Genomic DNA, 23,327 nt, shown 5'->3' with positions numbered 1-23,327 from the left:
CCGCCATGGCAGAGGGTTGCCGGCCAACCCCAAGCACGGCGACTTCCCGAAGAATGCGCTAATGTGCTAATGAGCCTCGAAACACGCCAAGAGAGGGCACCATGAAATCATACCGCAAGGAACTCTTCTTCGAAATCCCGACCCGGCGGGCGTTCATCAACATCACGGACGACTGCGAGCAGGCCCTGCGCGAGTCGGGCATCCGGGACGGGCTGATGCTGGTCAACGCCATGCACATCACGGCCTCGGTGTTCATCAACGACGACGAGTCCGGGCTGCACCACGACTACGAGGTCTGGCTGGAGAAGCTCGCCCCGCACGAGCCGGTGGGCCAGTACCGGCACAACGGGTACGAGGACAACGCGGACGCCCACATGAAGCGGCAGGTCATGGGCCGCGAGGTGGTGGTGGCCGTCACGGACGGGCGGCTCGACTTCGGCACCTGGGAGCGCATCTTTTACGGCGAATTCGACGGCAGACGGCGAAAACGGGTCCTGGTCAAGATCATCGGCGAATGACCGCACCGGAATATCCTTGACCAGAGCTCGCCCACTCTATTATCAGGAGAACCCAGCGCGCCAGTAGCTCAGTTGGATAGAGCATCGGCCTTCTAAGCCGACGGCCGGGGGTTCGAATCCTCCCTGGCGCGCCAATAGAAAAAGCAAATGGTTCAGGCACCACGCCTGAACCATTTGCTTTTTTTACCAGGCAGCTCAACTCCTGATTGAAGGTTTCCCGAGCTTGAAGGGGCATGCCTCCGCAGACCTGCCGTTTTGCCCCTCCTTCATGGCTGTAGTTTCCCGAGGCCCTCTCCCCCCCCCTTTGAAATTCTACAACACCAGGGTGAGACATACCCCCAACAACCTGTTATTAAATTCAAAATGGTATGATTAGTCGGCTTGATCCATGGAGGGAGGGGGACGTGGGCAGGTTTCTGAAACTCTTTGCATCCCGAAGCTTCACCATACTCCTGTTCCACTTGGGGCTGTTCTACTTCGTGGTGTTGTTCATCCTCGCCCGGTGGGTTGAAGGCAACACCATCGCCAGCCGGAAGATTTCCGGGAGCCCGATCACCTACGGGCTGTCCATTGCGCTCTTCTGCACCTCCCGGACCTTCTACGGCAGCGTCGGCAAGGCCGCCTCCTCCGGGATGCTCTACTCCACGGTCTACATAGGGCCGACCATCACCTTCATCCTGCTGTGGCAGGTCATGCGCAGGACCGTCCGGATCAAGCAACGGTACCGCCTGCTCACGGGCTACGCTCTCATAAACCGGGATTTTGCCGACGAACTGACCGGGGTGGTCGTGGATGTGGTCGGCAGGAACGCCGCGTGACGGAAGCCGACGATTTCGCCATGAACGAGAAGGCCGATCCCCCTCCGGGCGGGATCGGCCTTTTCCGTTCGGGTGAAGAAGGTGTTCAGTATCGTTCGAATTCGCCGTGCTCGTCGGCCATGTCCATGTCAAAACCGCCGGTCGGCCCGGCAGGAAGGGATTTCCTGGCCGTACGGGCGGCAACCACGGATTTTCTGGTCGGGCCATGGCCGTGGCCGTTCGAGTTCACACGGAAGAAGGTCATTGCCTGGGCCAGCATCTGGGCCTGGGCGGACAGTTCCTCGGACGTGGAGGCCATCTCCTCGGAGGCCGAGGCGTTGCTCTGGGTGACCTGGTCGAGCTGGCTGATGGCGGTGCTGATCTCGGTCACGCCCTTGTCCTGCTCAAGGCAGCTGGACGCGATTTCCTGAACCAGCTCGGCGGTCTTGCCGATCTGGGGCATCAGTTCGGACAGCATCCGGCCTGCGCGGTCGGCCACGCCCATGGAGGTCTCGGACAGCCCGCTGATCTCCTCTGCAGCCTGGCCGCTGCGTTCCGCCAGCTTGCGGACCTCGGCTGCGACCACGGCAAAACCCTTGCCGTGCTCACCCGCCCGGGCGGCCTCGATGGCGGCGTTGAGCGCCAGCAGGTTCGTCTGGCGGGCGATTTCCTGGATGATGGTAATCCGTTCGGCAATGGATCTGAGCGCATCCATGGCCTCGGTAACCGCCAGCCCGCTGTCCTTGGCCCCGGTGGCCGCCTGGCTGGCGATGGACTCGGTCTCCCTGGCGTTGTCGGCGTTGAGGCGGACGCTGGAGGTCATCTGCTCCATGGCGGCGGATATCTGCTCGATGGAAGCGGCCTGCTGGGTCACGGACTGGGAAAGGGACTGGGCCGAAGCGGACAACTCCTCGCTGCCCGCGGACACGCTGTCCGTGGCGGAATTGACCTCGCCGACCACTCCCTTGAGCTTTTCCGCCATGCCGGTCAGGGATCGTGCCAGTTGCCCGACCTCGTCGTTCTGGTCGAGGTCCACCACGGCGGTCAGGTCGCCCGTGGCCACGACGGAGGCGAAATCCATGCCCTTGCGCAGCGGCTCAATTATGCCCCTGGCAATGATCCAGGCAAGCAGGACGCCTATGACGACGGACGCCGCGCTGATGATCATGACGCCGGTCAGGGTGTTGTCGGCGGCGGAGAGCATCTGCTCGTCGGTCATGATGTTGGCGGTGATTTCCGCCGAAGACTCGTTGAGAAGTGCCTGGACCGAGGACAGCGCCTTGGTCGTGACGGTCGAGTACACGCTCTTGGCCGCGTCGTATCCTTCCTGGCGTTGGTCGTTGAGGGCGATGACCCCGTCTATGGCGGCCAGGGTCTCCTCGGCCAGGTCTTGGGTGATGTCGCGGAACCGCGCCTGCGCTCCCCTCCTATCACCACTGGCCACCAGCCTCCCTATCTCCTCTGCGGATTCATGCAGGGCCTTGTGCGGTTCGAAAATATTCTTGAGCACCGCTCCGAATTGGGGATCATCGGCCGCCTGCCGCTTCACTTCATCGGAATAAAGCCATTTGCCCAGCGCACAGTTTTCCGGGTCGGTCTGAACGCTCAGGACCCGGATCGCCGGATCAAGGAGCACGTCCTTGATGGCTCCCATCCAATTGAGATGGTCAAGCTTCTTGTCCCGCAGGAAGGAGCCGAGCTGCACGTCGGCGGGTGCATACTTCTCACCGATCTCGATGGCCGACTCATGCAGGGCGTTGTGGTGCTGTTCGATCTCCGCCAGCAACGGCTTGAGGGACGGGACCAGTTCCTCGGCCCGGGTACGGGCGTCGCTGTAGTACCACTTGCCGAAGGCGCACTTCTTGGGGTCGGTCTGCACGTCCAGGGTGTGGACGTGGGAATCCGTGAGCAACTGGTTGACCTTCTCGGCCCACTTGAGGTGGTCCACCACCTTCTGGGTGAAATTTCCCTTGAGACGATTGCCCTCGATCACCTCTTCGGCGTTGCCCACGATGCCATCTATGCCGAACGTGGACCATAGGCCGACGGCCAGCAGGAGCAACAATACGGCCCCGAATCCGATGCCGAACTTTAAACATAATTTACAATTTTTCCAGCCCATATCCCTTCTCCTCCCTCACGAGAAAACACTCCTCTCAGATTGCCGCCACATCTGCAGTTATACTCACCCCCCGTAATCCTTCCATTATATTCTCCATTATGATGGACTTCACCCGCCGGACGGGGTGGAAGTAAACCCGCCCACCTGATATAAGGGGTGCCATGACTCAAAAAATCCGCACCTCCACGCACTACCTGGCGGCCATGATCCTGCTGACCGTATACGGCGGCCAGGTCTGCCCTCTCATCGATACCCTGACCCTCGCCCACTGGGGAACGCTGGTGGCCGCCGCCTTCATCCCCATGGCCCTGCTCCGGATGTGGCTCCTGCCCCGTCTCCTGAACAGGGTCGCCATCTACGACCAGCCCGGACGGCAGTTCTTTTTCGACCTCGGCCTGTTCCTGCTGTTCGGGTCCGGACTGGCCGTCTACAACACCGTGCATCTGGGGTTCTCCGTGTTCGAGAGCGGCCCCAAGGTCCTGCTCGGCTTCCTGATCTTCGGATTCTTCTCCGGCCTGGACCTGGCCCTGGAGCGGGAACGGGCCAACGGGCTGACGATCATCCGGGAAAACATCTCCCCTCCGGAGACCGTGCGCTACACCTCCCTGACCCGGAAGTTCTCCGGCTTCGCCCTGGCCACGGTCTTCCTGGCGGGCACCGTGCTCATCCTGACCGTGGTCAAGGACGTGTACTGGCTGACCGACGTGAACTTCGCCATGGAGGGCTCCAGGGCCCAGCTCCTCATCGTGGCCGAGATCGGTTTCATCATGCTCGTGCTCAGCGGCTACATCCTGCTCATCATCGCCTCCTACACCCGGAACATCCGGCTCTTCTTCGGCAACGAGACCTCGGTGCTGCGCAAGGTCCGGGAGGGCGACCTGACCCGCAGGGTGCCCCGGTTGACCGCCGACGAGTTCGGCGAGATAGCCGGCCACACCAACATCATGATCGACGGGCTGATCGAGCGCGACCGGATCAAGAACGTGTTCGGCAAGACCGTCAGCCCGGCAATAGCCGGACGGCTCATGGACCGGGAAAAGCAGGGGCTTTCCCTTGGCGGCTCCATCCAGCCCCTGGCCATCCTCATGTGCGACATCCGGGACTTCACCGCACGCGCTGAAGGAAATCCGCCCGAACAGGTCATCGAGGACCTCAACCGCTGGTTCACCGAGGCGGTGGAGGCAACCAACAGTCACGGCGGCGTGGTGGACAAGTTCATCGGCGACGGCATCCTGGCCCTCTTCGGCCTGGACGGGGAGATGGACGCCTGCGAAAAGGCCGTGGCCTGCGCCAGGGACATGCTGGCCCGCCTGGACCGCCTCAACCAAAGCCTGGACACTCCCATTTCCGTCGGCATCGGCATCCACAAGGGAGAAGTCCTGGCAGGCATTGTCGGCTCCCCCGAACGGCTGGAATTCACGGTGGTGGGCGACCCGGTCAACACCGCCGCCCGCATAGAACGGATGACCCGGCGGCTCGATGCGGACATCCTCGTGTCCGCGGCGGCCCACAGCGACCTGCCCGAAGGCCGGGAATGGCGGGATTTCGGGGAACAGTCGTTCAAGGGAAAATCCCAAAAAATCCGGCTGTACGGCCTCTGACCCCCATCACTCCATGCCCGCATCAAATATTTCCCCCGATTCGCCCGCAACAGGCCGCCGCACCCTCCGGCTCGCCCTGGCCGGCCTGGCCCTCGTCGCCCTGCTCCTCGCCGCGACAGTCCCGGCCCACGCCCAACGGGCGGGCTACCCGGAATGGCAAAAGCCCAAACGTCTGGTCTTCGGCATGCCGTACATCGGCAACGTGATCGGCCCGGACGAGACCGGGTTGATCACCACCGTGCTCAAGGAGATATTCACGAGCAACGACCTGGACTTCGAACACCGTAACCTGCCCTACGACCGCGCCCTGGCCGGGCTGCAACAGGGCACCGTCCACTGCTCCCTGGTCCTCAAGGGCCATCGCGACATGAAAATCCAGGGGGAGGCGACCATCATAATCTACAATCTGGCCGTGGCCTACCGGACAAAGGACGGCTTCCACGGGGTGGAGGCCATGGAGGGAGAACGGGTGGCCTCCATGTACGGATTCGAACTGCAAAAGCTGCTGCCGGTAGAGGTCCTCGTGCAGACCGGGTACGACCTGACCTCCATCCTGCACCTGCTCGACCGGGGCCACGTCAAATACGTGCTCGACGAAAGTCGGCTGCTCCGGGAAGGCCTGCTGGAAGCCCAACTGCCCACCAACGAATTCGGCATACACACGCTCAGGTCGCTGGAAGTGCATCCCGTTTTCGCCCCCACCGACGAAGGCAGGGAATTCAAGGCGCTGTACGACCGACGGATGAAGGAGATGGCCGAGTCGGGTCGACTCAGGGAAATATACCGAGCACACGGCTTGAGCGAGGACAAAATAGACCACCTCTTCAAGGTCAACGGATACTAGCCGCATGGACGAGTACCAACGATTCGCCCTGCTCTACGACCCGCTGATCGGGGCCGCCCTGCGACCGATTTACCGGGAGCTGGCCGACCGGCTCAAGGGGCACGGCTGCACGTCCATGGCCGACCTGTGCTGCGGCACCGGCATGTTGGCGGGCCTGGCCGACCGGGAAGGCATGACCGCTTTGGGCATAGACCTGTCCCCGGCCATGCTCGGCGTGGCCGTCCGAAAGCACTCCGCCCGCTTCATCCTGGCGGACGCCGCCGCCCTCCCCCTCGACGACGATTCCCTGGACGGTGCCGCCCTCAGCTTCTCCCTGCACGAAAAACCCCGGGACACAGCCCGGACCATTTTGTCCGAGGCACGGCGCATCGTCCGGCCCGGAGGCGTCGTCATGGTGGCCGACTACAGGGCAAGGCCCGGCAACGGGTGGTGGACCGGGCACATGATCGCCACGGTGGAACGCCTGGCCGGCACGGCGCACCACGGGCACTTCAGGGAATACATGGACAGGGGCGGGACGGACGGGTTCCTGCGCGCGGCAGGGCTCGCGGGACGGTGCGAACAGACCTTTTTCAGCGGCTGGGCCGGGGTGTACTCGATCCCGGTCCCCGAATGATCCCGGTTGCCCCGATCAGGACGGCGCCTTCTTGCGCCGGGCCTTCTTCATGCGCAGGTTGAGGAACTCGACGAACAGGGAAAAGGCCATGGCGAAATAGATGTAGCCCCGGTCGATGTGCTTGTGGAGCCCCTCGGCCACCAGGAAGACGCCCACCAGGAGCAGGAAGGAAAAGGCGAGCATCTGCACGGTGGGGTGGTCGGACACGAAGTCCGACACCGGCCCGGAGAACAGGAGCATGACCAGGACGGCGATGACGATGGCCGCGATCATGATCTCCACATGCCGGGCCATGCCCACGGCGGTGATGACCGAATCCAGCGAAAAGACGAGGTCGAGGAGCAGGATCTGGATGATGGCCCCGGCATAGGAGTACTTGGCGTGCACGCGGCCCACCCCGTCGCCCGGTCCCTCCAGCTTGTCGTGAATCTCGTGGGTCGCCTTGGCCAGCAGGAACAGCCCGCCCGTGAGCAGTACCAGATCGCGGCCCGAGACCACGTGCTCGAACACGGTGAACAGCGGCGCGGTCAGCCCCATGATGGCCGAGATGACGAGCAGAAGCGCGATGCGCGTGACCATTGCCAGGCCGATGCCCATTTTCCGGGCCAGGTCGCGGGAGGCCTCGGGCAGCTTGTTGGTGACCACCACCACGAACACGATGTTGTCGATGCCGAGCACGATCTCCAGGCTCGCCAGGGTGACCAGGGCTATCATACTCTCGAGGGTAAACAGTCCTTCCAGCATGGGTGATTCTCCTTGGTGTGCTTGCAGGAGTATAGGGAAAGCCCCCGGTTTATGGAAGGCGCAATACAGCGACGTTGTCAGCACCAAACCAAGCTTCCCGATAACTCTTTGCCCCCCCTTCCACACCAAAGCCGGTATACCTCTCAAAGACGAACAATGGGCAAGCGGGACTTAGAGCCTGTCCAAGGCGGCGCAACGCAGCCCGAAAAGCGTTCGTTCACGAATCTTCTTTTCGGGCAGTGAAGCCGCCTACAGGCTCTTGGTCCCGCTTGCCGGAGCACAGCCCCAAAAGCGCTTTTTGCTTCCTTTTTGCCGCTCAGCAAAAAGCAAGTCGCCGTAAAGGCGAAACACTCTTTCAGGATGGCGAGTGGTTCCCCGCCGCGCATGCGCTACGGACAAAAAAAAGCCGGGAAAAGCAACGCTTCTCCCGGCTCCCATCTTCTTGGTACGGTATAACCTAAATGACCTTGTTCAGCGGGTACTCGATGATGCCCTCGGCACCGAACTCCACGAGCCTGGGGATCAGGTTGCGGACGATCTTTTCCTCGACCATGACCTCCACGGACAGCCAGTTGGGGTCCTGCAGCTCGGCCACGGTGGGGGAGTTGAGGCTGGGCAGGGTGCCGTTGAGCTCGGCCAGCTTGTCCTTGGGCAGGTTCATCTTCAGCCCGACCATCTTGCCGGCGCGCAGCGCGCCCTGCAGGAGCAGGTTGATCTCCTCGATGAGCCTGCGCTTCTCGGGATCGGCCCAGGCGTCCTTGTTGGCGATGATCTGGGTGTTGGTCTGCATCAACTCGGCAATGATCCGCAGCCCGTTGGCCCGGATGGTGGTGCCGGTCTCGGTGATCTCCACGATGCCGTCGCACAGCCCCTCGACCACCTTGGCCTCGGTGGTGCCCCACGAAAAGGACACGTCCACGTTGACGCCCAAAGACTGGAAGTACTCCTTGGTGAAGCCGACCAGTTCGGTGGAAATCTTCTTGCCGTCCAGGTCCTCGGGCCGCTTGTACGGGGAGTCGCCCTTGACGCACAGCACCCAGCGGGCCTTGCGGTTGCTGACCTTGGAGTAGATCAGGTCATCCACCACGACCACGTCGGACTTGTTTTCCTTGATCCAGTCCATGCCGGTCAGGCCGACATCGAAGGTGCCGTTCTCCACGTACATGGACATTTCCTGAGCCCGGGCCAGGGAGCACTTGATACGGTCGTCGTCGATGTCCGGGAAGTAGTTGCGGTTGTGCAGCTTGATCTTCCATCCCGCCTTTTCAAACAGCTTGATGGTCGCTTCCTGGAGAGAGCCCTTGGGGACGCCGAGTCGGAGAATCTGTTCACTCATTTTTTATATACCTCTTTGGGGTCGAAGACGTAGGGCGAGCATTCGCCGACCTCGCCGTCTTTCAATTCGCGATAAAAACAGGAGCGGTAGCCCTTGTGGCAGGCCGCGCCGCCGATCTGCTCGATGAGAATGACCAAGGTGTCGTCGTCGCAGTCGATGCGGATGGACTTCACCTTCTGAGTATGGCCCGAGGTACCGCCCTTATGCCATAACTCCTGTCGGCTGCGGCTCCAGTAATGGACCTCGCCGGTCTCCAGGGTTTTGTCCCAGGATGCTTCGTTCATGTAGGCCATCATCAGGACTTCGCCGGTCTCGGCGTCCTGTGCGATGGCGGGGACAAGTCCGTCCATTTTCTCGAAATCTGGTCTGATCACTTGCGGTACCTCGTATCAGATGATTATTGCGGTCCGGGATTGGGCCGGATGGGGTATATAGCCAATCACGATGGGAAGCGCAACTCCACCCTGCAACCGTATCCTGATTGTCACCTGCCGCCGCGCAGGTCAAGGGCCGACGGGCCGGGCCCGGAGGGGGCAACAGGGTTATTGTTATTCAAACAACCATTTGATAAAGAATATGATCCTGGCCACGAAACATATCCCCGGGCGGCACCTACGATGTACCAGAAACCTGAACAGCAGCCGGAAGTCGACGGCCTTGGCAGGCTGTCCGATCCCCAGGCCGAAAAGGATTTTCAGCGAGCCAAGCTGCCGCACACCAGACGGCGGTTGCGCTTCGTCTGTGCCATCACGGCGCTGGCCTACCTCGGAGCCGCGTACGCCGACTCCCTGGAAATCTCCGGCCCCGATCTCAACCTGCTCCTCGCGGCCCGGTGCCTGACCGCCCTGGCCGGGCTCGTCCCGTTCATCCTCACCTTCAGGGAAAAGACCGGCTCCGGCGACATGGGCATGGCCGCCGGCGTATACATGGCGATCCTGATGGCCACCGAGAGCCTGGAGCTGTACCTCAAGGCCGACGTATTCATCATGGGGGGGACGCCGATAACGGCCTTCATCGTCCTGACGTTCTATCTCTTCCAGCCGCCCCAGATATGGCAGTCGATCATCAGCGGCGGCCTGGGTTCGGTGGCCTATCTCGCGACCCTCGCCCTCTTCACCGACGCCCCGCCCGGCTATGTCGCCAACTCCTTCCTGGTCTTCGCCCTGGCCAACGGTTTCGGGCTCTATTTCTGCATCCGGTTCGGGGCGGCGCAGCGGCGGGAGCATGTGGCTCTGACCGAACTCAAACGCAAGGCCGAGACCGACGCCCTCACCGGGCTCCTCAACCGGAGGCGGGTCACGGAACTGTGCGAACGGGAATTCGAGGCCGCCAAGCGCTACGGGCACCCGTGCTCCCTGCTCCTCATGGATATCGACCATTTCAAGGACGTCAATGATTCGTCAGGACACGCAGCAGGGGACGCGGTGCTGGTCGCCCTGTCCGAACGGATATCCCGCATCCTCCGCGTGGTCGACATCTTCGGCCGGATAGGCGGCGAGGAATTTGCGATCCTCATGCCCCACGCCACAAGGGAACAGGCCCTGTCGGCGGCGGAACGCATCCGCAAGACCGTCGGCGACCTGCCGTTCGAGTTCGACGGGGTTTCCCTGAATGTCACCATCAGCATCGGGGTTTCCTCCCTGATCTCGGAAGCCGACACAATGGATTTATTGTACCGGCAGGCGGACGACGCCCTGTATGCCGCCAAGCGATGCGGCCGCAACGGCGTGCACTTCTGACCACGACCGGCCCCCCGCAATTCCCGTCCGGACAGCCGCCAACCACCGTTTACCCCCCAGCATTTATCTGCTAAATCTCGCCACACGAAACCTCTAAAAGGAGCAAACGGACATGCCTGTTCGTAGCAAGGATAATTTCCTCGTCTTCGGTGCGCCCCGCATCGAGCAGGACGAAATTGACGAAGTGGTCGCCTCCATGAAAACCGGCTGGCTCGGCACCGGCCCCAAGGTGGCCCGGTTCGAAGCCGATTTCGCCGCCTACGTGGGCGGCAGGCACGCCGCGGCCTGCAACTCGTGCACGGCGGCCCTGCATCTCTCCCTGGTGGCACTGGGCCTCAAGCCCGGCGACGAGGTCATCACCACGCCGCTGACCTTCTGCGCTTCGGTCAACGCCATCATCCACGCCGGGTGTACCCCGGTCTTGGCCGACGTGGACCCGGTCACCCAGAACATCGACCCGGACCGCATCCGCGAAAAGATCACAGACCGCACCCGGGCCATCCTGCCCGTGCATTTCGCGGGCCGCCCCTGCGACATGGACGGGATCATGGCCCTTGCCGACGAGTTCGGCCTCAAGGTGGTGGAGGACTGCGCCCACGCCATCGAGACCACCTACAAGGGACGCCACGCCGGGACCTTCGGCGACTTCGGCTGCTTTTCCTTCTACGTCACCAAGAACGTCTGCACCGGCGAGGGCGGCATGATCATCGCCCACGACGAGGCGGACATCAAGAACGTCAAGATACTCGGCCTGCACGGCATGTCCGCAGACGCCTGGAAACGGTTCTCCGACGAAGGCTACAAGCACTACGCCGTGGTCCACGCCGGGTTCAAATACAACATGATGGACATCCAGGCCGCCATCGGCATCCACCAGCTCAAGCGGGTGGAAGACTACTTCGTCCGCCGCTGCGAGATATGGGACACGTACCAGGAGGCCTTCAAGGACATGGCCGTGGGCACCCCCGCGCCCGAAGAGCCGGGCACCCGCCACGCCCGGCACCTGTACACCCTGATGGTGGACCCGGTGTACTCCGGCATCGACCGCGACCAGCTGCTGATGCGGCTGACCAAGGAAGGCATCGGCGCAGGCGTGCACTATCTGGCCGTGCCCGAGCACCCCTACTACCAGGAACGCTTCGGCTGGAAGCTCGAGGACACGCCCCATGCCGTCGCCCTGGGCCGACAGACCATCAGCCTGCCGCTCTCCGCCAAACTGACCGATGAGGACGTGGCCGATGTGATCAAGGCCGTCAAACTCTCGCTGGAGGACTAGCTGAAGGCCGTTCGTCGCCTCACCTGATTCCCGATTCCCGACCCTGCGAGGCCGCACCCCGGCTGACCCGACCATGAGGCGGGAAAGAGCCTCCAGCCATGAACAACCCGAAGACAAAGGCCCGGCGGAACCATTCCGCCGGGCCTTTGCCATGGATTTGAGAACGAACCGTGCGACTCAACAGTCGTGAAAGTCCTTGTTGATGTAAAAACAGAGATCGAACAGGTTCTGGACCATCTCGTCAACGATCTCCTCGGAGTCCGCGTCTGGAGTCTCCACGCTCATGGTCTTGTTCACGATCTTGGAAAAAAGCATGCCGATGAGCTGGTCGTCGTACAGTGTCCAATATTTGCTGCCAGAGGGAAATTTCTTGTCGAATCCGTGATAATACATATTTCGCTCGCTCCGGGATGAAAGGCGGTTATTGCGGGTGTTACCTACCCTATCGGCACGCCGGGCAAAGCTCTTTATGGCTGAAAACGGATTATTTTCATTCATCATATCAGCCGGTTGCAAACGGCTCACCCGCCACCCCGAAACGACTCCCCCGAGTGCCGGGAAAGGGGTCCCGCAGGTGGGAACCAACCGGCAATGTTGAAAAATTGTTACCCATATGTAACACTCATTGTTACAGAGTTCATGTATAGCGGACCCGAAACACTCAAAGGAGCTTCAACGTGTCAGCACAAAAAGTTCTGGTGGTCGAAGACCATAGAGATACCCGGGAACTGCTCAAATACAACCTCACCGCAGCCGGTTTCGATGTGGCCGCCGCAGAGGACGGCCAGTTCGGCATGGAACTCGCCCAGGCGTTCAAGCCGGACATCATCCTGCTCGATCTCATGATGCCGGGCGTGGACGGCCTGGAAGTCTGCCGCCAGCTCAAGGGCGACCCCACCCTGGCCCGCATCCCCATCATCATGCTCACGGCCAAGGGCGAGGAGGTGGACAAGATCGTCGGCCTCGAACTCGGTGCCGACGACTACGTGGTCAAGCCGTTTTCCCCGCGTGAACTCGTGCTCCGCATCAAGGCCATCCTGCGCCGCTACGGCGCACCGGAGCCCAACGCGCCCAAGCTCTGGGAACGCGAGGGCCTCAGGGTGGACTTCGAGGCGCACCAGATCGAGATCGACTCCGAGCCCACGGCCCTGACGGCAACGGAGTTCAAACTCCTCACGGTGCTCATCTCCGGTGCGGGCAAGGTCCAGACCCGCGACAACCTCCTGGACACCGTCTGGGACACCCATTTCGAAGGCTACTCCCGGACCGTGGACACCCACGTGCGCAGGCTGCGACAGAAACTCGGCCCCTACGCCGCCTGGATAGAAACCATCCGGGGCGTGGGCTACCGCTTCAAGGCATAGACGGAGACGACCGAACAACCCGGCCCGCCAGAATCCCCAGTGGGCCGGGTTTTTTGTTGCCCGTCCACTGCCGGGCGCGTGGATTCGCCCCCCTGACACCAACCAAGCGGTTCAAGAACGCGGGTCCGCCGCCTCACGAATAAAATGAAACAAATCCACACCCTTCATTGACATAACTTAACACTGCAAGGCGTGGATTTTGCTCGACAATTCAAAACAACCGAATTGGAGGGCAGATTCTGACATGGAAAATCCAAGCGCCGAAAAGGCAATCCAAATCATCGACGACCTTGTCAACAAGACCCTGAACACGCAGGGAGCCTTTGAAAGGGCGATCGAAAAGCTCCTTGTCGAGGCCGAGCGCATACGGGACAACGTGGAAGATGTTTCCCTGCCCCTGTCCGACTATCAGACCAAGCAGGTCCTGCTCAATGTGTCCTACATCATTCGAGAGCTCGGGATGATTGAAAAGGGTTTCGGCCCGACCACCGCCAAAACGCCGCACCCGCAGCTGACATACGAGGTCGAGTCGGAAGCCGTGAAGCAATGATGCGGACAACGGGAGAGGGGCCGAACGTTCACAGGCGGCCTGCTGTTGCAAGCCGCCCACGTCAAAAAAAATCCGCTCCCGCTGAAAGCGGTTAGTCGGTGCCGAGCGTGATCTGGAAAGCCACCGCGTAAAGATGGTCGAAGAAATCGACATATTCCACGGGGATGTGCTTCGGTACGTTGATCCTGGAAGGCGCGAAGTTGATGATGCCCTTGATGTTGGCGTCCACCAGATGGTTGGCGGCGCGTTGGGCGCGGTCGGGGGGCGTGGCGATGAGACCGATCTCGAGGTTCAGTTCCGGGGCCTGTTCCTTGAGGTGGGTGGGACAGACGATTTCCATGCCCTCGAACTCGAGACCGATCTTGTCCGGGTCGCAGTCAAAGGCCGCGCAGATCTTGAAGCCGCGCTTTTCGAAGTCGTGGTGCCGCAAAAGCGCGCTGCCCATGTTGCCCACGCCGATAAGGGCGCACTTCCAGACCCTGTCGATGCCGAGAGACAGCTTGATGGAGGTGATCAGCTCCTGCACGTAGTAACCCACGCCGCGCACGCCGAATTCACCGAAATAAGCGAGATCCTTTCTGATTTGGGAGGAGTTGACCGAACAGGCTCGGGCGAGCTTCTCCGACGAGATGACTTCGTTGCCATCCCGAAGCAGGTTTTCGAGCACCTGGATGTAGACTGCCAGCCTGCCTATGGTCGCTTTGGGGATGTGTTCGCTTTTCAATGTAACTGCCTCTTAAACAAGGAAAAAAAGCCCTATCCATGTGAAAATTTTAACAAGAAAAAGCCGGAAAAGGGGAGGCCGAAGCCTCCCCCCCAATATGCATTCGTTAGTCTGAAACTAGACGACGAAGAGCAGGATCAGGTTGACGACCAGGGCGTAAATGGCCAGGGATTCGATGAAGGCCAGGCCGAGGATCAGAGTGGTGGACAGCTGGCCACCGGCTTCGGGGTTGCGAGCGATGCCTTCACAAGCGCCCTTGACGCCCATGCCCTGACCGATGCCGCAGAGGCCGGCAGCGATGCCCATGCCGATGGCGGTGGCGTATGCTTTGGCGGACATGACGGGATCGGCGCCTTCGGAAGCGAAAGCAACGGAAGCAACCAGAACCATAGCCAGGGTGGTGAACAGAATTTTAGCGGTTTTCATTGTAAATCCTCCAAATGGATTACGTAATATGTTGTGGTCCAAGGACCATTTCCCCATTGATTGGTGCGGCAGGCTCTTAGTGAGCGTGCTCGGTGGCACCCTGCAGATAGAGCATCGTCAGCATGAAGAAGATGAATGCCTGGATGGTCTTTGCAAGGATGAACAGGAAGTACATGGGCAGGGAACCGACCAGCGGCGCCAGCATGAACATCAGGATCAGAACGATTTCCTCGCCGCGGATGTTGCCGAAGAGACGAAGCGTCAGGCTCAGCGGGCGGGCGAGATGCGAAACCGGTTCCAGGATGAGCATGAGCGGAGCCAGTGCGGGGACCGGGCCCATGAAGTGCTTGATGTAGCCTGCGCCCCACTTCTTGATACCCACATACTGGTAGTACAGGAACACGATGATGGCCATGGCGGCCGGGGTGTTGATGTTCGCGGTGGGAGCATCACAGCCCGGAACCAGACCGATCCAGTTCATGCCCAGGATGAAGATGAAGATGGTGCACAGAAGCGGCATGAACTGACGGCCTTCCTGGCCGACGTTTGCCACGACGAAATCTTCCAGACCGCCGATAATGGTCTCGAAAACGTTCTGGAGGCCGCCGGGAACCAACTGAAGGCGGCTGCGGACGATCAGGCCGAGAGAAAGAATGATGGCCATGACCAGCCACATGTACAGCACATGGTTGATGGACTGCACGCCGAGTGCATGTTCAACCGTTGCGCCCCAATGGCCGATGCTTTTCAGCATGTCCATGTAAAGAAGAGGGTGAGCTAATCCACCTGAAAAACCCATATCCGAGCCTCCTTGAAAGCAGCTAGGCTATTTTTTCCCCAACTGAACCAGGCCGGTTGCGGTGATGTTTACCACCACGGTTCCGAGACCTGCTATCAGCCCCCAGTGGGGAACTCGTTCGACTCCGATCAGCCACCAGAGGACCAGCCCGCTCAGAGTCATTTTACCCATGAATATAACAAACAGGAGATACGGTCCCTTGCTCCGGTCGTGAACCAAAGACTGGACTACGCGGGCGAGAGTCCAGAAATTGACCAGGGCAAGCATTGCCCCTGCCAGATACGCAAAAGACCATCGGGAAAAAAGTGTTACCAGCATGATCACTAGAGAGGTCCCCAGCGACACATAAATCTGATTGCGGACAACGATGCGTACGTCGGGCTTGTCGAATCCGCCCCAAACGAGCAAACGCTCAAGCCTTTGGTTCATCCTGCCCAGCACCTTCTTCTCCATCCTGTTTCAAAGAACTTGCTTTTCGCGCCTCTTCCCGTCGTTGCAGCTTCCGGAAATCCTCGAAGACCATCTTGAACCCGGCCACGACCCCCACGATGAAGAAGATCATGATCATCCAAGGCTTGGTCCCGAAGTAATCATCCAGGAAGTACCCTATGACGAGTCCGACGATGATGGCGGAAACGAGGTGTAATCCCAACGTTCCTGCAGTGCCGCCCAGTTGCGTTATCTGCACCCATCGTCCGTCTTTAGAAAAGAGCATGTTCACACCTTGTGAGAGTGGTTACACGGGTCCCGGGAAAATGCGCCCCCGGAAGGCAACTCGTGCAATCCTTCACAAGTGGAGGAGGAGTAGCACAGGCTGTCATTTCCCGTCAATGCATTTTTCCGAAAAACCGCCCTGTTCGGAACTTTGTCCCGCAGCGGGGAAAGCTTTGCTTGCCAAGGCTTCCGCCCCGATTCTGCCGCTGCATGTGAAATTACCCCCAAAATTCTTTTTTCGCCACAAAAAAGCGGGAGAACCATGTGGTTCTCCCGCCGGTAATTCCGTTTTCGGACAGGGTTATTGGGGGTCGCCGACGTCCACCACCTTGACCATGAATTCCTTGACTCCGGTCGGAGGCTGGAAAAACACGGCCATGAACGGCGTGGACGCGCCGGGCCGGATAAAGGTGTTGTTGGACAGGATGCCGACTTCGCTGTCCAGGCCGTCCCTGATCTCCTTCTCGGTCTGCACCTGAAGCTGGAATTGAGAGAGCACGTTGCCGCACAGGAAGGACTGGGAGGTCAGAACGTTGTTGGTATCGTCGTACAGGATGACCTCGACCTTGATCCGCTCCTTGGGCTTGGCGAACTTGTTGACCGCCTTGCCCTCGACCACGAACAGGTTGCCCGCCTTCTCGTTGGCCACATAGTACTGCTTGACGTTCTTCAGCTCGATCTTGCGCACCCGCTCGGCCGGGGACTCGCCGGGATCGGTCTCTTCGCCGCCGCCGGTCTCCTCCATGAACATCTGGCCCACGAACGGTACGTTCTTGAGCATGTCGCCCAGGTTGATGCCCATGTAGGTCCAGACCTTGAAGTAGATGGCCGCGCCCAGTCCCAGGGCAATGACGAGCATGACGATCAGGCAGCCCAGGGACTTGCGGCTCCCCTTGCCCTTGTCGTCGTCCAGCTCGAGGGAGTCGCCGAACACGTCGCCGCCCTCGTCGTTCTCGTCCTCGTCCTCCTCGACGCCGCCGTCCTCGAAGGGATCCTCGTCATCGTCCTCGAACAGGTCGTCGTCGGAGTCGTCGCCGGTGTCGGCAAAAATATCTTCCTCGACGGACGCTTCCTCGTCCTCGTCGTCATCATCGTCGAACAGGTCGCCGCCGAGATCGTCGTCCTCGTCCCCGGACAGGTCTTCGTCCGCCTCGGGCATATCGTCCGCAGATTCGTCGAACAGGTCGTCGGCGTCAGGCGTTTCTTCGGTCTCGGGCAGGTCCTCGTCCGGTCCCTCGGGGGACCCGTCGTCGAGCTCCGCGCCCTCTTCTTCATCGTCGCCGAACAGGTCGTCGTCCAAGCCGCCATCCCCGGCAGGCTCGTCCTCCGGCTCCTCTATCTCGTCGCCGCCCGCTCCGGCCCCTGCGGCCACGTCTTCGAAAGTCTCGTCGAAATCGTCACCCGCCTGGGTGTCGCCGCCGGCGCTTTCCTCTTCCAGCAGGGCCTCGACTTCCTCCTCCGGGGTCTCCGGAGGCAACTCGGCCTTGAACACCTGGCCGCACTTGGAGCATTTGACCTTGGCGCCCCCGGCCGGGATTTTCTCGTCAGGAAGGTTGTAGCGGGTGTCGCAATTCGGACAGGTGAGGATCATAGTTCGATCTCCAGGGAATCCGGGTTATTATTCTTACGCTTCCGTGGACAGCTCATAGATGCCGCCCAGTTCGCGGTACCGTTCGGCATAGTCCAGGCCATAGCCCACAATGAATCCTTCAGTGAGCTTGAATCCGGCAAAATCGACCTGGATCTTCTTTTCCCGTCGTTCATGCTTATCAATAAGTGCACAAATTTTCAAACTCTTTGGATTTCTCATCCGCAGGACCCGAAGGAGGAAATCCATGGAATGGCCGGTATCGACGATATCCTCGATCACGAGCACGTCCTTGCCCTCGATGGAAATCTCCAGATCCTTGGAAAAGACTATGTCCTCGGACCGGGACGTGGCCGTGCCGTAGCTGGCCAGGCGGACGAAATCCACCTCGATGTCGCGGTCGATCTGCCGGACGATGTCGGAGTAGAAGAGAAACGCGCCCTTGAGCACGCAGATGCAGACCAGGGGTTCGCCGCCGTCGTAGCTCTTGGTGATCTCCTGCCCCAGTGCCTTGTTCCGTTCCGCTATCTGCTCCGCGGTGATGAAGGGTGTGAGTTTATGTGCCATTTTTCCGAATGGTTACAGGTTGATGGTCATGGCGACCTCGTTGCAGAGATCCGGGAACCTCGGACAGTTGAGACAGTCCAGGAATATTTTTTGATTGAGGGACTCCATGCCTTCCTCCACAAAGCCCAGGCGGGCGAAGAAGCCGGCCACCTCGGTCAGGGTATACACCCTGTATATGCCCAATGTCACGGCTTCGCTCAGGCAGGCCTCCACCAGCTTGCGGCCCAGGTGCTTGCCCCGGTGTTTCGGGGAAACCACCAGGGAGCGAATCTCGGCCAGATCTTCCCAGATCAGGCTCAGGGCGCAGCAGCCGATGACCTCGCCGTCCTCCACGGCCACCACGAAATCGCGCAGGTGCGAATACAACTGGCTGAAGGAGCGCGGCAGGACCAGCCCGTCATGCTCCTCGGTGTGCATGAGCAGACCGTGAATCGCCCTGACATCCTTGATGCGTGCCTTGCGGATCATGCGGCTACCCATTCACCAGCTTGTCGGCCATGGCTCCGAGCATGGATGCGGGGAACACGCCGGGCTGGCCGAAGATCTTCTTGCCGGACTTGTCGAAGATGAGCAGCGTGGGGATGGCCTCCACGTTGTGATCCCGGGCGATCTGCTGGTCGCCCCAGGCCACCGTCAGGGCCATGGGCTTCTTTTCCAGGTAGCGCTCCAGCGCCTTCCTGTTCTCGTCCACGGACAGGGCGATGATGTTGACCGTGTCGCCGTGGGTTTTTTCCAGCTGCTCCAGTTCGGGAATCTGCTGCTTGCAGGACGGGCACCAGGTGGCCCAGAGCATGACCAGGGTGGGCCTGCCCGTGTTGGCGGCCAGATAGTCCTTCAGCCCGGTCGAGTCCAGCTCGAGGATGTCGCCGCCGTCCGTGGCTGCGGCCTTGACCGCCTTGGCCGGGGCCGCTGCCTTGAAGTCGGGCTCCTGCGCCTTGTCCCCGGACGGCTCCTCAGCCCCCGAGCAGGCCGCCAGGGCCACCAAAAGCAATGATATTATCGTAATATACCGGAATATATGCATGGGTCTCCTCTTGTTCGTTGAATACGCGACGATACCAGAGAAGCCGGTCAAATAAAAGAGCTGGAAAGGAGAGTATTTCCGAACCGCCCGGAAGACCTGCACCGCATCGAAACAACGCCGAAAAGATTTGGGAAAAGGGAGGGATGGGGGGCCGGGGGAAGGGGAGGAAAGGACCCTTTCCAAAGGGTTTTTCCTCCCCTTCCCCCGGGAATATCTATTGCGTCAACCGCTGGGCCAGCTTGACGGCGGCCACCGCGTCGGTGGACCAGCCGTCCGCGCCGATGGCGGTGCAGAACTTTTCCGTCACCACCGCGCCGCCGATGATGACCTTGGCGTCCAGGCCGCGTTCGGCCACCAGCTTCACGGTGTCTTCCATGCGCACCATGGTGGTGGTCATGAGCGCGGACAGCCCGATGACGGCCGCGTTGTGCTCGGCGGCGGCGGCCACGATCTTTTCGGCAGGCACGTCCTTGCCCAGGTCCACCACCTCGAAGCCGTAGTTCTTGAGCATCAGGCAGACGATGTTCTTGCCGATGTCGTGGATGTCGCCCTCCACGGTGGCCATGACCACCACGGGCTTTTCGCCTGCGGAGCCGTCCTCTTCCAGGAGCGGCTGGAGACGCTGGAAGGCGGTCTGCATGGTCTCTGCGCTCTGCAGGAGCTGGGGCAGGAAGTATTCCTTTTTCTCGTACTTGTCGCCCACGGCCAGGATGCCGGGAATGAGCAGGTCGTTGACGATGTTCATGGCCGCCATGCCGTTGGCCAGTTCGGTCTCCACCAGGGCGACGACCCCGTCCTTGTCTCCCTTGATCACGGCGGCCTGCACAGGCGGCAGCCCGGCCGTGTCGCCTCCCTTGGAAGCGGCGGACGACGGAGCGGAAGCGGCTGACGAACCGCCGGTCCAATCGGAGTATTTGTCGATGTAGCGCTCGGCCTGGGGGTCGCGGTTGAGCAGCACCTCGGCGGCGTGCAGCGACTCCTGGATGCGCGCTGAGTTGGGGTTGGCGATGAACGAGCAGAGCCCGGACGCCATGGACAGGGTCAGGAAGGTGGAGTTGAGCAGCTCGCGGGCGGGCAGGCCGAAGGAGATATTGGACAGCCCGATGGTGGTGGGCAGGTTCCACTCGTCCCGGCAGTGGCGCATGACCTCCATGGAATGGCGCGCGGCCTCGGGCTTGGAGGAGACGGTCAGGGCCAGGGCGTCCACCATGATCAGACGGCGCGGGATGCCCAGGGCGTCGGCCTTGGACAGGAGGCCCTCGATGACCTCGATCCGCTCCGCAGCCGTGACCGGCAGCTTGTTGCCCACGATGGGCAGGAGGATGAACGGCGCGCCGAAGAGCTTGCACAGGGGGCCGAGTTCCTCCATCTTGCCGGGCTCGCCGGAGATGGAGTTGACCAGCGGCGAGCCTGGGTAGCCCCACAGCCCGGCCTCAACGGCCTTGGCGTCGTTGGAATCGATGGACAGGGGCGCGGTGAACCGGCCCGTCAGGGAGATGGCCAGCTCGGGCAGGAGCGCCACCTCGTCCACCATGGGCGCGCCCACGTTGACATCGAGCACCGGAGCGCCCTGCTCCACCTGCTCGGCCGCGAACCGATGGGCCTCGGTGAACACGGATTCCTGGAGTTCTGCGGTCAGCTGCTTCTTGCCCGTGGGGTTGATGCGCTCGCCGATGATCACGCCGGGATGGTCGAACCCGATGGGCACGGAAACCGACCGGGAGGTCAGCACCAGCTGCGCGTTGTCGGTCTTTTGCGGGCGGACCCAGGTTGCGTCGCCCACCTTGGCGCGCAGGGCGCGGATGTGGTCGGGCGTGGTGCCGCAGCAGCCGCCGATGAACTTGGCCCCCAGCTCCACGAACCCGGCGGCCTGTTCGGCGAACGGCTCGGGCGGCAGCCGGAACGAGGTGTTGCCGTCGGCGTCCAGCACGGGCAGCCCGGCATTGGCCTCGGCAAAGGTCGGCGTTTCCAGCCGGGGGGCCCAGGCGCGCAGGGTATCGTGCATCTGCTCGGGCCCGGCGGAACAGTTGGTGCCGATGAGTTCCACGCCCATGTTCTGCATGGTGTCCACGAAAGTCTGGGGCGAGGTGCCGGTCAGGGAGGCCGGTCCCTCAAAGGTCATGGAGACGGCCACGGGCAGGTCGCAGACCAGGCGGGCGGCGACGACCACTGCCTTGGCCTCGGCCAGGTCGAAATGGGTCTCGCCCAGGATGAGGTCGGCTCCGCCGTCCACGCACCCCTTGATCTGCTCCTTGTAGATGTCCACCAGCTCACGGAAGGTCAGGTCGCCCAGCGGCTTGACAAAATGGCCGGTGGGGCCGATGGAGGCGGCGACGAAGGCCCGGTCCCCGGCCACCTGGCGGGCCAGGGCGGTCATGGCCTTGTTCAGTTCGTAGGGATCGGCGTCCAGTCCGAGCTTGGGCCGGGACCCGCCGAAGGTGTTTGTGGTCAGGATATCCGCCCCGGCGTCCAGGTAGTCCTGATGAACGCCGCGGATGACCTCGGGCGCCTTGAGCCCCCAGAGTTCGGGCGACAACCCGGCGGGCAGCCCCCTGCTCTGCAGAAGCGTGCCGTAGCCGCCGTCGAAATAGTAGATTCTGTCGTCGTCGAGTATGGACCTGAAATCGGGCACTGTATCCTCCCTGGAACGGGCCGCAAAGGGCTGCCGAATCGCGTATTCTTATATCAAGATGTCTTGATATAGACCCGGAGACGCCAGAAATCAAGGCTTTTTTCGCACCCTTCGTCTGGAGCCTGGTTTGCATGGGCATGTTTTTGCACAAACTTGGCCCAAGTGAAAATCATTGCCTAGGGTAGCCAAAATCTATAGTGTCAATTTCTTGCTCTTAATATTAAGTATTGAACCGGGCGCACGCCGCCCACCCAAGCATACAATGATATCGAACGACGAAACAACCGTGATCGAACCGGAAATCGTTGAACCCGGCGAAGATGATCTCGACCTTGACGGGCCCAACGCGATTCCCGTCAATCCCCCGGCCAAGGCCGGCAGTGCGGAGGAGAAGCTCCCGGCGCTCAACCTCACCCCCTCTTCCAAGGCGGTGCAGGTCCGCGACCCGCTGCAGCTCTACCTCAAGGAGATCGCCCGGTTCCCCATGCTGGAGCCGGAAGAGGAATACGAACTGGCCAAGCGGGTTCAGGAGGAGAACGACCAGGACGCGGCCTTCAAGATCATATCCTCCCACCTGCGCCTGGTGGTCAAGATCGCCATGGACTTTCAGCGTCGCTGGATGCAGAACGGACTGGACCTGATCCAGGAGGGCAACGTCGGGCTGCTCAAGGCCGTGACCAAGTTCGACCCGGAAAAGGGGATCAAGTTCTCCTATTACGCGGCCTTCTGGATCAAGGCGTACATCCTGAAGTACATCATGGACAACTGGCGCATGGTCAAGATCGGGACCACCCAGACCCAGCGCAAGCTCTTTTACAACCTGAACAAGGAAAGGCAGCGGCTCCAGACCCTGGGCTTCGACCCGTCCACCGAGGTCCTGAGCGAGCGGCTCGGGGTGTCCGAGGCCGAGATCGAGGAGATGGACCAGCGGCTTTCCAAGAACGACATGTCCCTGAACGCGCCCCTGGGCGACGACTCCGACACCACCAAGATGGATTTCCTGCCGTCTCTGGCCCCTGGCGTGGAGGAGTCCATCGCCAACGGCCAGATCGTGGACCTGCTGCTCGACAATATCAGGGAGATTCGGCCCACCCTGAACGAGAAGGAAGAGGCCATCCTCGACCGGCGGCTCCTGTCCGAGGACCCCGTGACCCTGCGCGAGATCGGCGAGGAATTCGGGGTGACCAGGGAGCGGGTGCGCCAGATCGAGGCCCGGCTGCTGGCCAAGATTCGCGAGCACATGGCCGGGCGGGTCAAGGGCTTCTCCAAGGAATGGGTCCTGGAACACGATTAGGCATTTCACTCAAACGGAAGAACGGATGCAGAGAACACACCGGTTTTACAGA

General features: G+C 61.2%; 25 protein-coding genes and 1 tRNA gene. 11 read left to right on the top strand and 15 right to left on the bottom strand.

The features are described from left to right. Positions 1-101: 101 nt before the first annotated feature. The 3 genes from OO730_RS10130 to OO730_RS10120 all read left to right on the top strand — a co-directional run bounded on the left by OO730_RS10130 (position 102) and on the right by OO730_RS10120 (position 1,336). Complete coding sequence (locus tag OO730_RS10130) at positions 102-518, top strand: secondary thiamine-phosphate synthase enzyme YjbQ (RefSeq protein ID WP_264981348.1); 417 nt, start codon at positions 102-104, stop codon at positions 516-518. A gap of 57 nt (positions 519-575) precedes the next feature. Then, a tRNA-Arg gene (locus OO730_RS10125) sits at positions 576-652 on the top strand. A 270-nt stretch (positions 653-922) separates the two neighbouring features. Next, a complete protein-coding gene (locus OO730_RS10120) occupies positions 923-1,336 on the top strand; it encodes an SLC5/6 family protein (protein ID WP_264981347.1) in 414 nt (137 codons plus the stop codon). 85 nt (positions 1,337-1,421) lie between these two features. Here OO730_RS10120 and OO730_RS10115 read toward each other — a convergent pair whose 3' ends face one another. Beyond that, the gene (locus OO730_RS10115; protein WP_264981346.1) at positions 1,422-3,437 is read right to left on the bottom strand and encodes a methyl-accepting chemotaxis protein; all 2,016 of its coding nucleotides are present in this window, start codon (positions 3,435-3,437) and stop codon (positions 1,422-1,424) included. 161 nt (positions 3,438-3,598) lie between these two features. Between OO730_RS10115 and OO730_RS10110 the strand changes: the two genes are divergently transcribed. From OO730_RS10110 to OO730_RS10100, 3 genes are read left to right on the top strand one after another with little or no spacing between them, the layout of a single operon-like run. Next, complete coding sequence (locus OO730_RS10110) at positions 3,599-5,038, top strand: adenylate/guanylate cyclase domain-containing protein (protein ID WP_264981345.1); 1,440 nt, start codon at positions 3,599-3,601, stop codon at positions 5,036-5,038. A 13-nt stretch (positions 5,039-5,051) separates the two neighbouring features. Further along, positions 5,052-5,882 carry a transporter substrate-binding domain-containing protein gene (locus tag OO730_RS10105; RefSeq protein WP_264981344.1) on the top strand — a complete coding sequence of 277 codons (831 nt, stop codon included), beginning with the start codon at positions 5,052-5,054 and terminating at the stop codon, positions 5,880-5,882. 4 nt (positions 5,883-5,886) lie between these two features. Further along, the gene (locus OO730_RS10100; RefSeq protein ID WP_264981343.1) at positions 5,887-6,498 is read left to right on the top strand and encodes a class I SAM-dependent methyltransferase; all 612 of its coding nucleotides are present in this window, start codon (positions 5,887-5,889) and stop codon (positions 6,496-6,498) included. 15 nt (positions 6,499-6,513) lie between these two features. Here the strand turns inward: OO730_RS10100 and OO730_RS10095 are convergent, their stop codons facing one another. From OO730_RS10095 to hisI, 3 genes are all read right to left on the bottom strand, one after another. Next, positions 6,514-7,242 carry a TerC family protein gene (locus OO730_RS10095; RefSeq protein WP_264981342.1) on the bottom strand — a complete coding sequence of 243 codons (729 nt, stop codon included), beginning with the start codon at positions 7,240-7,242 and terminating at the stop codon, positions 6,514-6,516. Positions 7,243-7,699: 457 nt separating this feature from the next. Beyond that, entirely contained in the window at positions 7,700-8,578 is an 879-nt protein-coding gene (gene hisG / locus OO730_RS10090; RefSeq protein WP_264981341.1) for an ATP phosphoribosyltransferase, read from the bottom strand. Then, entirely contained in the window at positions 8,575-8,952 is a 378-nt protein-coding gene (hisI, locus tag OO730_RS10085) for a phosphoribosyl-AMP cyclohydrolase (RefSeq protein ID WP_264981340.1), read from the bottom strand. The genes hisG and hisI overlap by 4 nt, the downstream gene beginning before the upstream one ends. Positions 8,953-9,195: 243 nt before the next feature. Here hisI and OO730_RS10080 point away from each other — a divergent pair, with 243 nt between their 5' ends. Further along, positions 9,196-10,317 (top strand): GGDEF domain-containing protein, encoded by a 1,122-nt coding sequence (locus OO730_RS10080; RefSeq protein WP_264981339.1) that lies wholly within the window; start codon positions 9,196-9,198, stop codon positions 10,315-10,317. A gap of 112 nt (positions 10,318-10,429) precedes the next feature. Further along, positions 10,430-11,593 (top strand): DegT/DnrJ/EryC1/StrS family aminotransferase, encoded by a 1,164-nt coding sequence (locus OO730_RS10075; RefSeq protein WP_264981338.1) that lies wholly within the window; start codon positions 10,430-10,432, stop codon positions 11,591-11,593. Positions 11,594-11,770: 177 nt separating this feature from the next. On the opposite strand, the gene OO730_RS10070 is transcribed toward OO730_RS10075, so the two are convergent. Continuing rightward, positions 11,771-11,986 carry a hypothetical protein gene (locus tag OO730_RS10070; RefSeq protein ID WP_264981337.1) on the bottom strand — a complete coding sequence of 72 codons (216 nt, stop codon included), beginning with the start codon at positions 11,984-11,986 and terminating at the stop codon, positions 11,771-11,773. Positions 11,987-12,270: 284 nt separating this feature from the next. Between OO730_RS10070 and OO730_RS10065 the strand changes: the two genes are divergently transcribed. Both OO730_RS10065 and OO730_RS10060 read left to right on the top strand, forming a co-directional pair. Beyond that, positions 12,271-12,957, top strand: coding sequence for a response regulator (locus OO730_RS10065; protein ID WP_264981336.1), 687 nt, complete (start codon positions 12,271-12,273; stop codon positions 12,955-12,957). Positions 12,958-13,201: 244 nt separating this feature from the next. Continuing rightward, positions 13,202-13,507, top strand: a complete 306-nt coding sequence (locus tag OO730_RS10060; RefSeq protein ID WP_264981335.1) for a hypothetical protein — start codon at positions 13,202-13,204, stop codon at positions 13,505-13,507. Between the two features lie 91 nt (positions 13,508-13,598). Here the strand turns inward: OO730_RS10060 and OO730_RS10055 are convergent, their stop codons facing one another. The 10 genes from OO730_RS10055 to OO730_RS10010 all read right to left on the bottom strand — a co-directional run bounded on the left by OO730_RS10055 (position 13,599) and on the right by OO730_RS10010 (position 21,981). Beyond that, a complete protein-coding gene (locus tag OO730_RS10055; protein WP_264981334.1) occupies positions 13,599-14,231 on the bottom strand; it encodes a redox-sensing transcriptional repressor Rex in 633 nt (210 codons plus the stop codon). Between the two features lie 117 nt (positions 14,232-14,348). After that, positions 14,349-14,657 carry an ATP synthase F0 subunit C gene (locus OO730_RS10050; RefSeq protein WP_264981333.1) on the bottom strand — a complete coding sequence of 103 codons (309 nt, stop codon included), beginning with the start codon at positions 14,655-14,657 and terminating at the stop codon, positions 14,349-14,351. Between the two features lie 76 nt (positions 14,658-14,733). Next, a complete protein-coding gene (atpB, locus tag OO730_RS10045; RefSeq protein ID WP_264981332.1) occupies positions 14,734-15,456 on the bottom strand; it encodes a F0F1 ATP synthase subunit A in 723 nt (240 codons plus the stop codon). Between the two features lie 27 nt (positions 15,457-15,483). Next, complete coding sequence (locus tag OO730_RS10040; protein ID WP_264981331.1) at positions 15,484-15,909, bottom strand: ATP synthase subunit I; 426 nt, start codon at positions 15,907-15,909, stop codon at positions 15,484-15,486. Next, positions 15,869-16,171 carry an AtpZ/AtpI family protein gene (locus tag OO730_RS10035; protein WP_264981330.1) on the bottom strand — a complete coding sequence of 101 codons (303 nt, stop codon included), beginning with the start codon at positions 16,169-16,171 and terminating at the stop codon, positions 15,869-15,871. The genes OO730_RS10040 and OO730_RS10035 overlap by 41 nt, the downstream gene beginning before the upstream one ends. Positions 16,172-16,471: 300 nt before the next feature. Then, a complete protein-coding gene (locus OO730_RS10030) occupies positions 16,472-17,761 on the bottom strand; it encodes a DUF3426 domain-containing protein (protein WP_264981329.1) in 1,290 nt (429 codons plus the stop codon). A 33-nt stretch (positions 17,762-17,794) separates the two neighbouring features. Beyond that, on the bottom strand, positions 17,795-18,325 hold the full coding sequence (gene hpt, locus OO730_RS10025; RefSeq protein ID WP_264981328.1) for a hypoxanthine phosphoribosyltransferase: 531 nt from the start codon (positions 18,323-18,325) through the stop codon (positions 17,795-17,797). A gap of 12 nt (positions 18,326-18,337) precedes the next feature. Beyond that, positions 18,338-18,793 carry an N-acetyltransferase gene (locus OO730_RS10020; protein ID WP_264981327.1) on the bottom strand — a complete coding sequence of 152 codons (456 nt, stop codon included), beginning with the start codon at positions 18,791-18,793 and terminating at the stop codon, positions 18,338-18,340. A 4-nt stretch (positions 18,794-18,797) separates the two neighbouring features. Continuing rightward, on the bottom strand, positions 18,798-19,349 hold the full coding sequence (locus OO730_RS10015) for a TlpA family protein disulfide reductase (protein ID WP_264981326.1): 552 nt from the start codon (positions 19,347-19,349) through the stop codon (positions 18,798-18,800). Between the two features lie 214 nt (positions 19,350-19,563). Then, positions 19,564-21,981, bottom strand: coding sequence for a homocysteine S-methyltransferase family protein (locus OO730_RS10010; RefSeq protein ID WP_264981325.1), 2,418 nt, complete (start codon positions 21,979-21,981; stop codon positions 19,564-19,566). 262 nt (positions 21,982-22,243) lie between these two features. On the opposite strand from OO730_RS10010, the gene OO730_RS10005 reads away from it, so the two are divergent. Beyond that, a complete protein-coding gene (locus OO730_RS10005) occupies positions 22,244-23,275 on the top strand; it encodes a sigma-70 family RNA polymerase sigma factor (protein WP_264981324.1) in 1,032 nt (343 codons plus the stop codon). Positions 23,276-23,327: the final 52 nt, after the last annotated feature.

It is taken from the genome of Pseudodesulfovibrio portus, assembly GCF_026000375.1.
GTDB lineage: Bacteria > Desulfobacterota > Desulfovibrionia > Desulfovibrionales > Desulfovibrionaceae > Pseudodesulfovibrio > Pseudodesulfovibrio portus.
Note: the sequence above shows the minus strand (reverse complement) of the source record. Positions and strands in the feature narration are given on the sequence as shown.

Excerpts from the sequence above, each read along its gene's own strand:
- OO730_RS10130 (WP_264981348.1), top strand. The coding sequence starts at position 102 with ATGAAATCATACCGCAAGGAACTCTTCTTCGAAATCCCGACCCGGCGG.
- OO730_RS10005 (WP_264981324.1), top strand. The coding sequence starts at position 22,244 with ATGATATCGAACGACGAAACAACCGTGATCGAACCGGAAATCGTTGAA.
- OO730_RS10110 (WP_264981345.1), top strand. The coding sequence starts at position 3,599 with ATGACTCAAAAAATCCGCACCTCCACGCACTACCTGGCGGCCATGATC.
- OO730_RS10040 (WP_264981331.1), bottom strand. The coding sequence starts at position 15,909 with ATGGAGAAGAAGGTGCTGGGCAGGATGAACCAAAGGCTTGAGCGTTTG.
- OO730_RS10020 (WP_264981327.1), bottom strand. The coding sequence starts at position 18,793 with ATGATCCGCAAGGCACGCATCAAGGATGTCAGGGCGATTCACGGTCTG.
- OO730_RS10030 (WP_264981329.1), bottom strand. The coding sequence starts at position 17,761 with ATGATCCTCACCTGTCCGAATTGCGACACCCGCTACAACCTTCCTGAC.
- OO730_RS10060 (WP_264981335.1), top strand. The coding sequence starts at position 13,202 with ATGGAAAATCCAAGCGCCGAAAAGGCAATCCAAATCATCGACGACCTT.
- hisG (WP_264981341.1), bottom strand. The coding sequence starts at position 8,578 with ATGAGTGAACAGATTCTCCGACTCGGCGTCCCCAAGGGCTCTCTCCAG.
- hpt (WP_264981328.1), bottom strand. The coding sequence starts at position 18,325 with ATGGCACATAAACTCACACCCTTCATCACCGCGGAGCAGATAGCGGAA.
- OO730_RS10035 (WP_264981330.1), bottom strand. The coding sequence starts at position 16,171 with ATGCTCTTTTCTAAAGACGGACGATGGGTGCAGATAACGCAACTGGGC.
- OO730_RS10070 (WP_264981337.1), bottom strand. The coding sequence starts at position 11,986 with ATGTATTATCACGGATTCGACAAGAAATTTCCCTCTGGCAGCAAATAT.
- OO730_RS10015 (WP_264981326.1), bottom strand. The coding sequence starts at position 19,349 with ATGCATATATTCCGGTATATTACGATAATATCATTGCTTTTGGTGGCC.
- OO730_RS10105 (WP_264981344.1), top strand. The coding sequence starts at position 5,052 with ATGCCCGCATCAAATATTTCCCCCGATTCGCCCGCAACAGGCCGCCGC.
- OO730_RS10115 (WP_264981346.1), bottom strand. The coding sequence starts at position 3,437 with ATGGGCTGGAAAAATTGTAAATTATGTTTAAAGTTCGGCATCGGATTC.
- OO730_RS10095 (WP_264981342.1), bottom strand. The coding sequence starts at position 7,242 with ATGCTGGAAGGACTGTTTACCCTCGAGAGTATGATAGCCCTGGTCACC.
- atpB (WP_264981332.1), bottom strand. The coding sequence starts at position 15,456 with ATGGGTTTTTCAGGTGGATTAGCTCACCCTCTTCTTTACATGGACATG.
- OO730_RS10080 (WP_264981339.1), top strand. The coding sequence starts at position 9,196 with ATGTACCAGAAACCTGAACAGCAGCCGGAAGTCGACGGCCTTGGCAGG.
- OO730_RS10100 (WP_264981343.1), top strand. The coding sequence starts at position 5,887 with ATGGACGAGTACCAACGATTCGCCCTGCTCTACGACCCGCTGATCGGG.
- OO730_RS10075 (WP_264981338.1), top strand. The coding sequence starts at position 10,430 with ATGCCTGTTCGTAGCAAGGATAATTTCCTCGTCTTCGGTGCGCCCCGC.
- OO730_RS10050 (WP_264981333.1), bottom strand. The coding sequence starts at position 14,657 with ATGAAAACCGCTAAAATTCTGTTCACCACCCTGGCTATGGTTCTGGTT.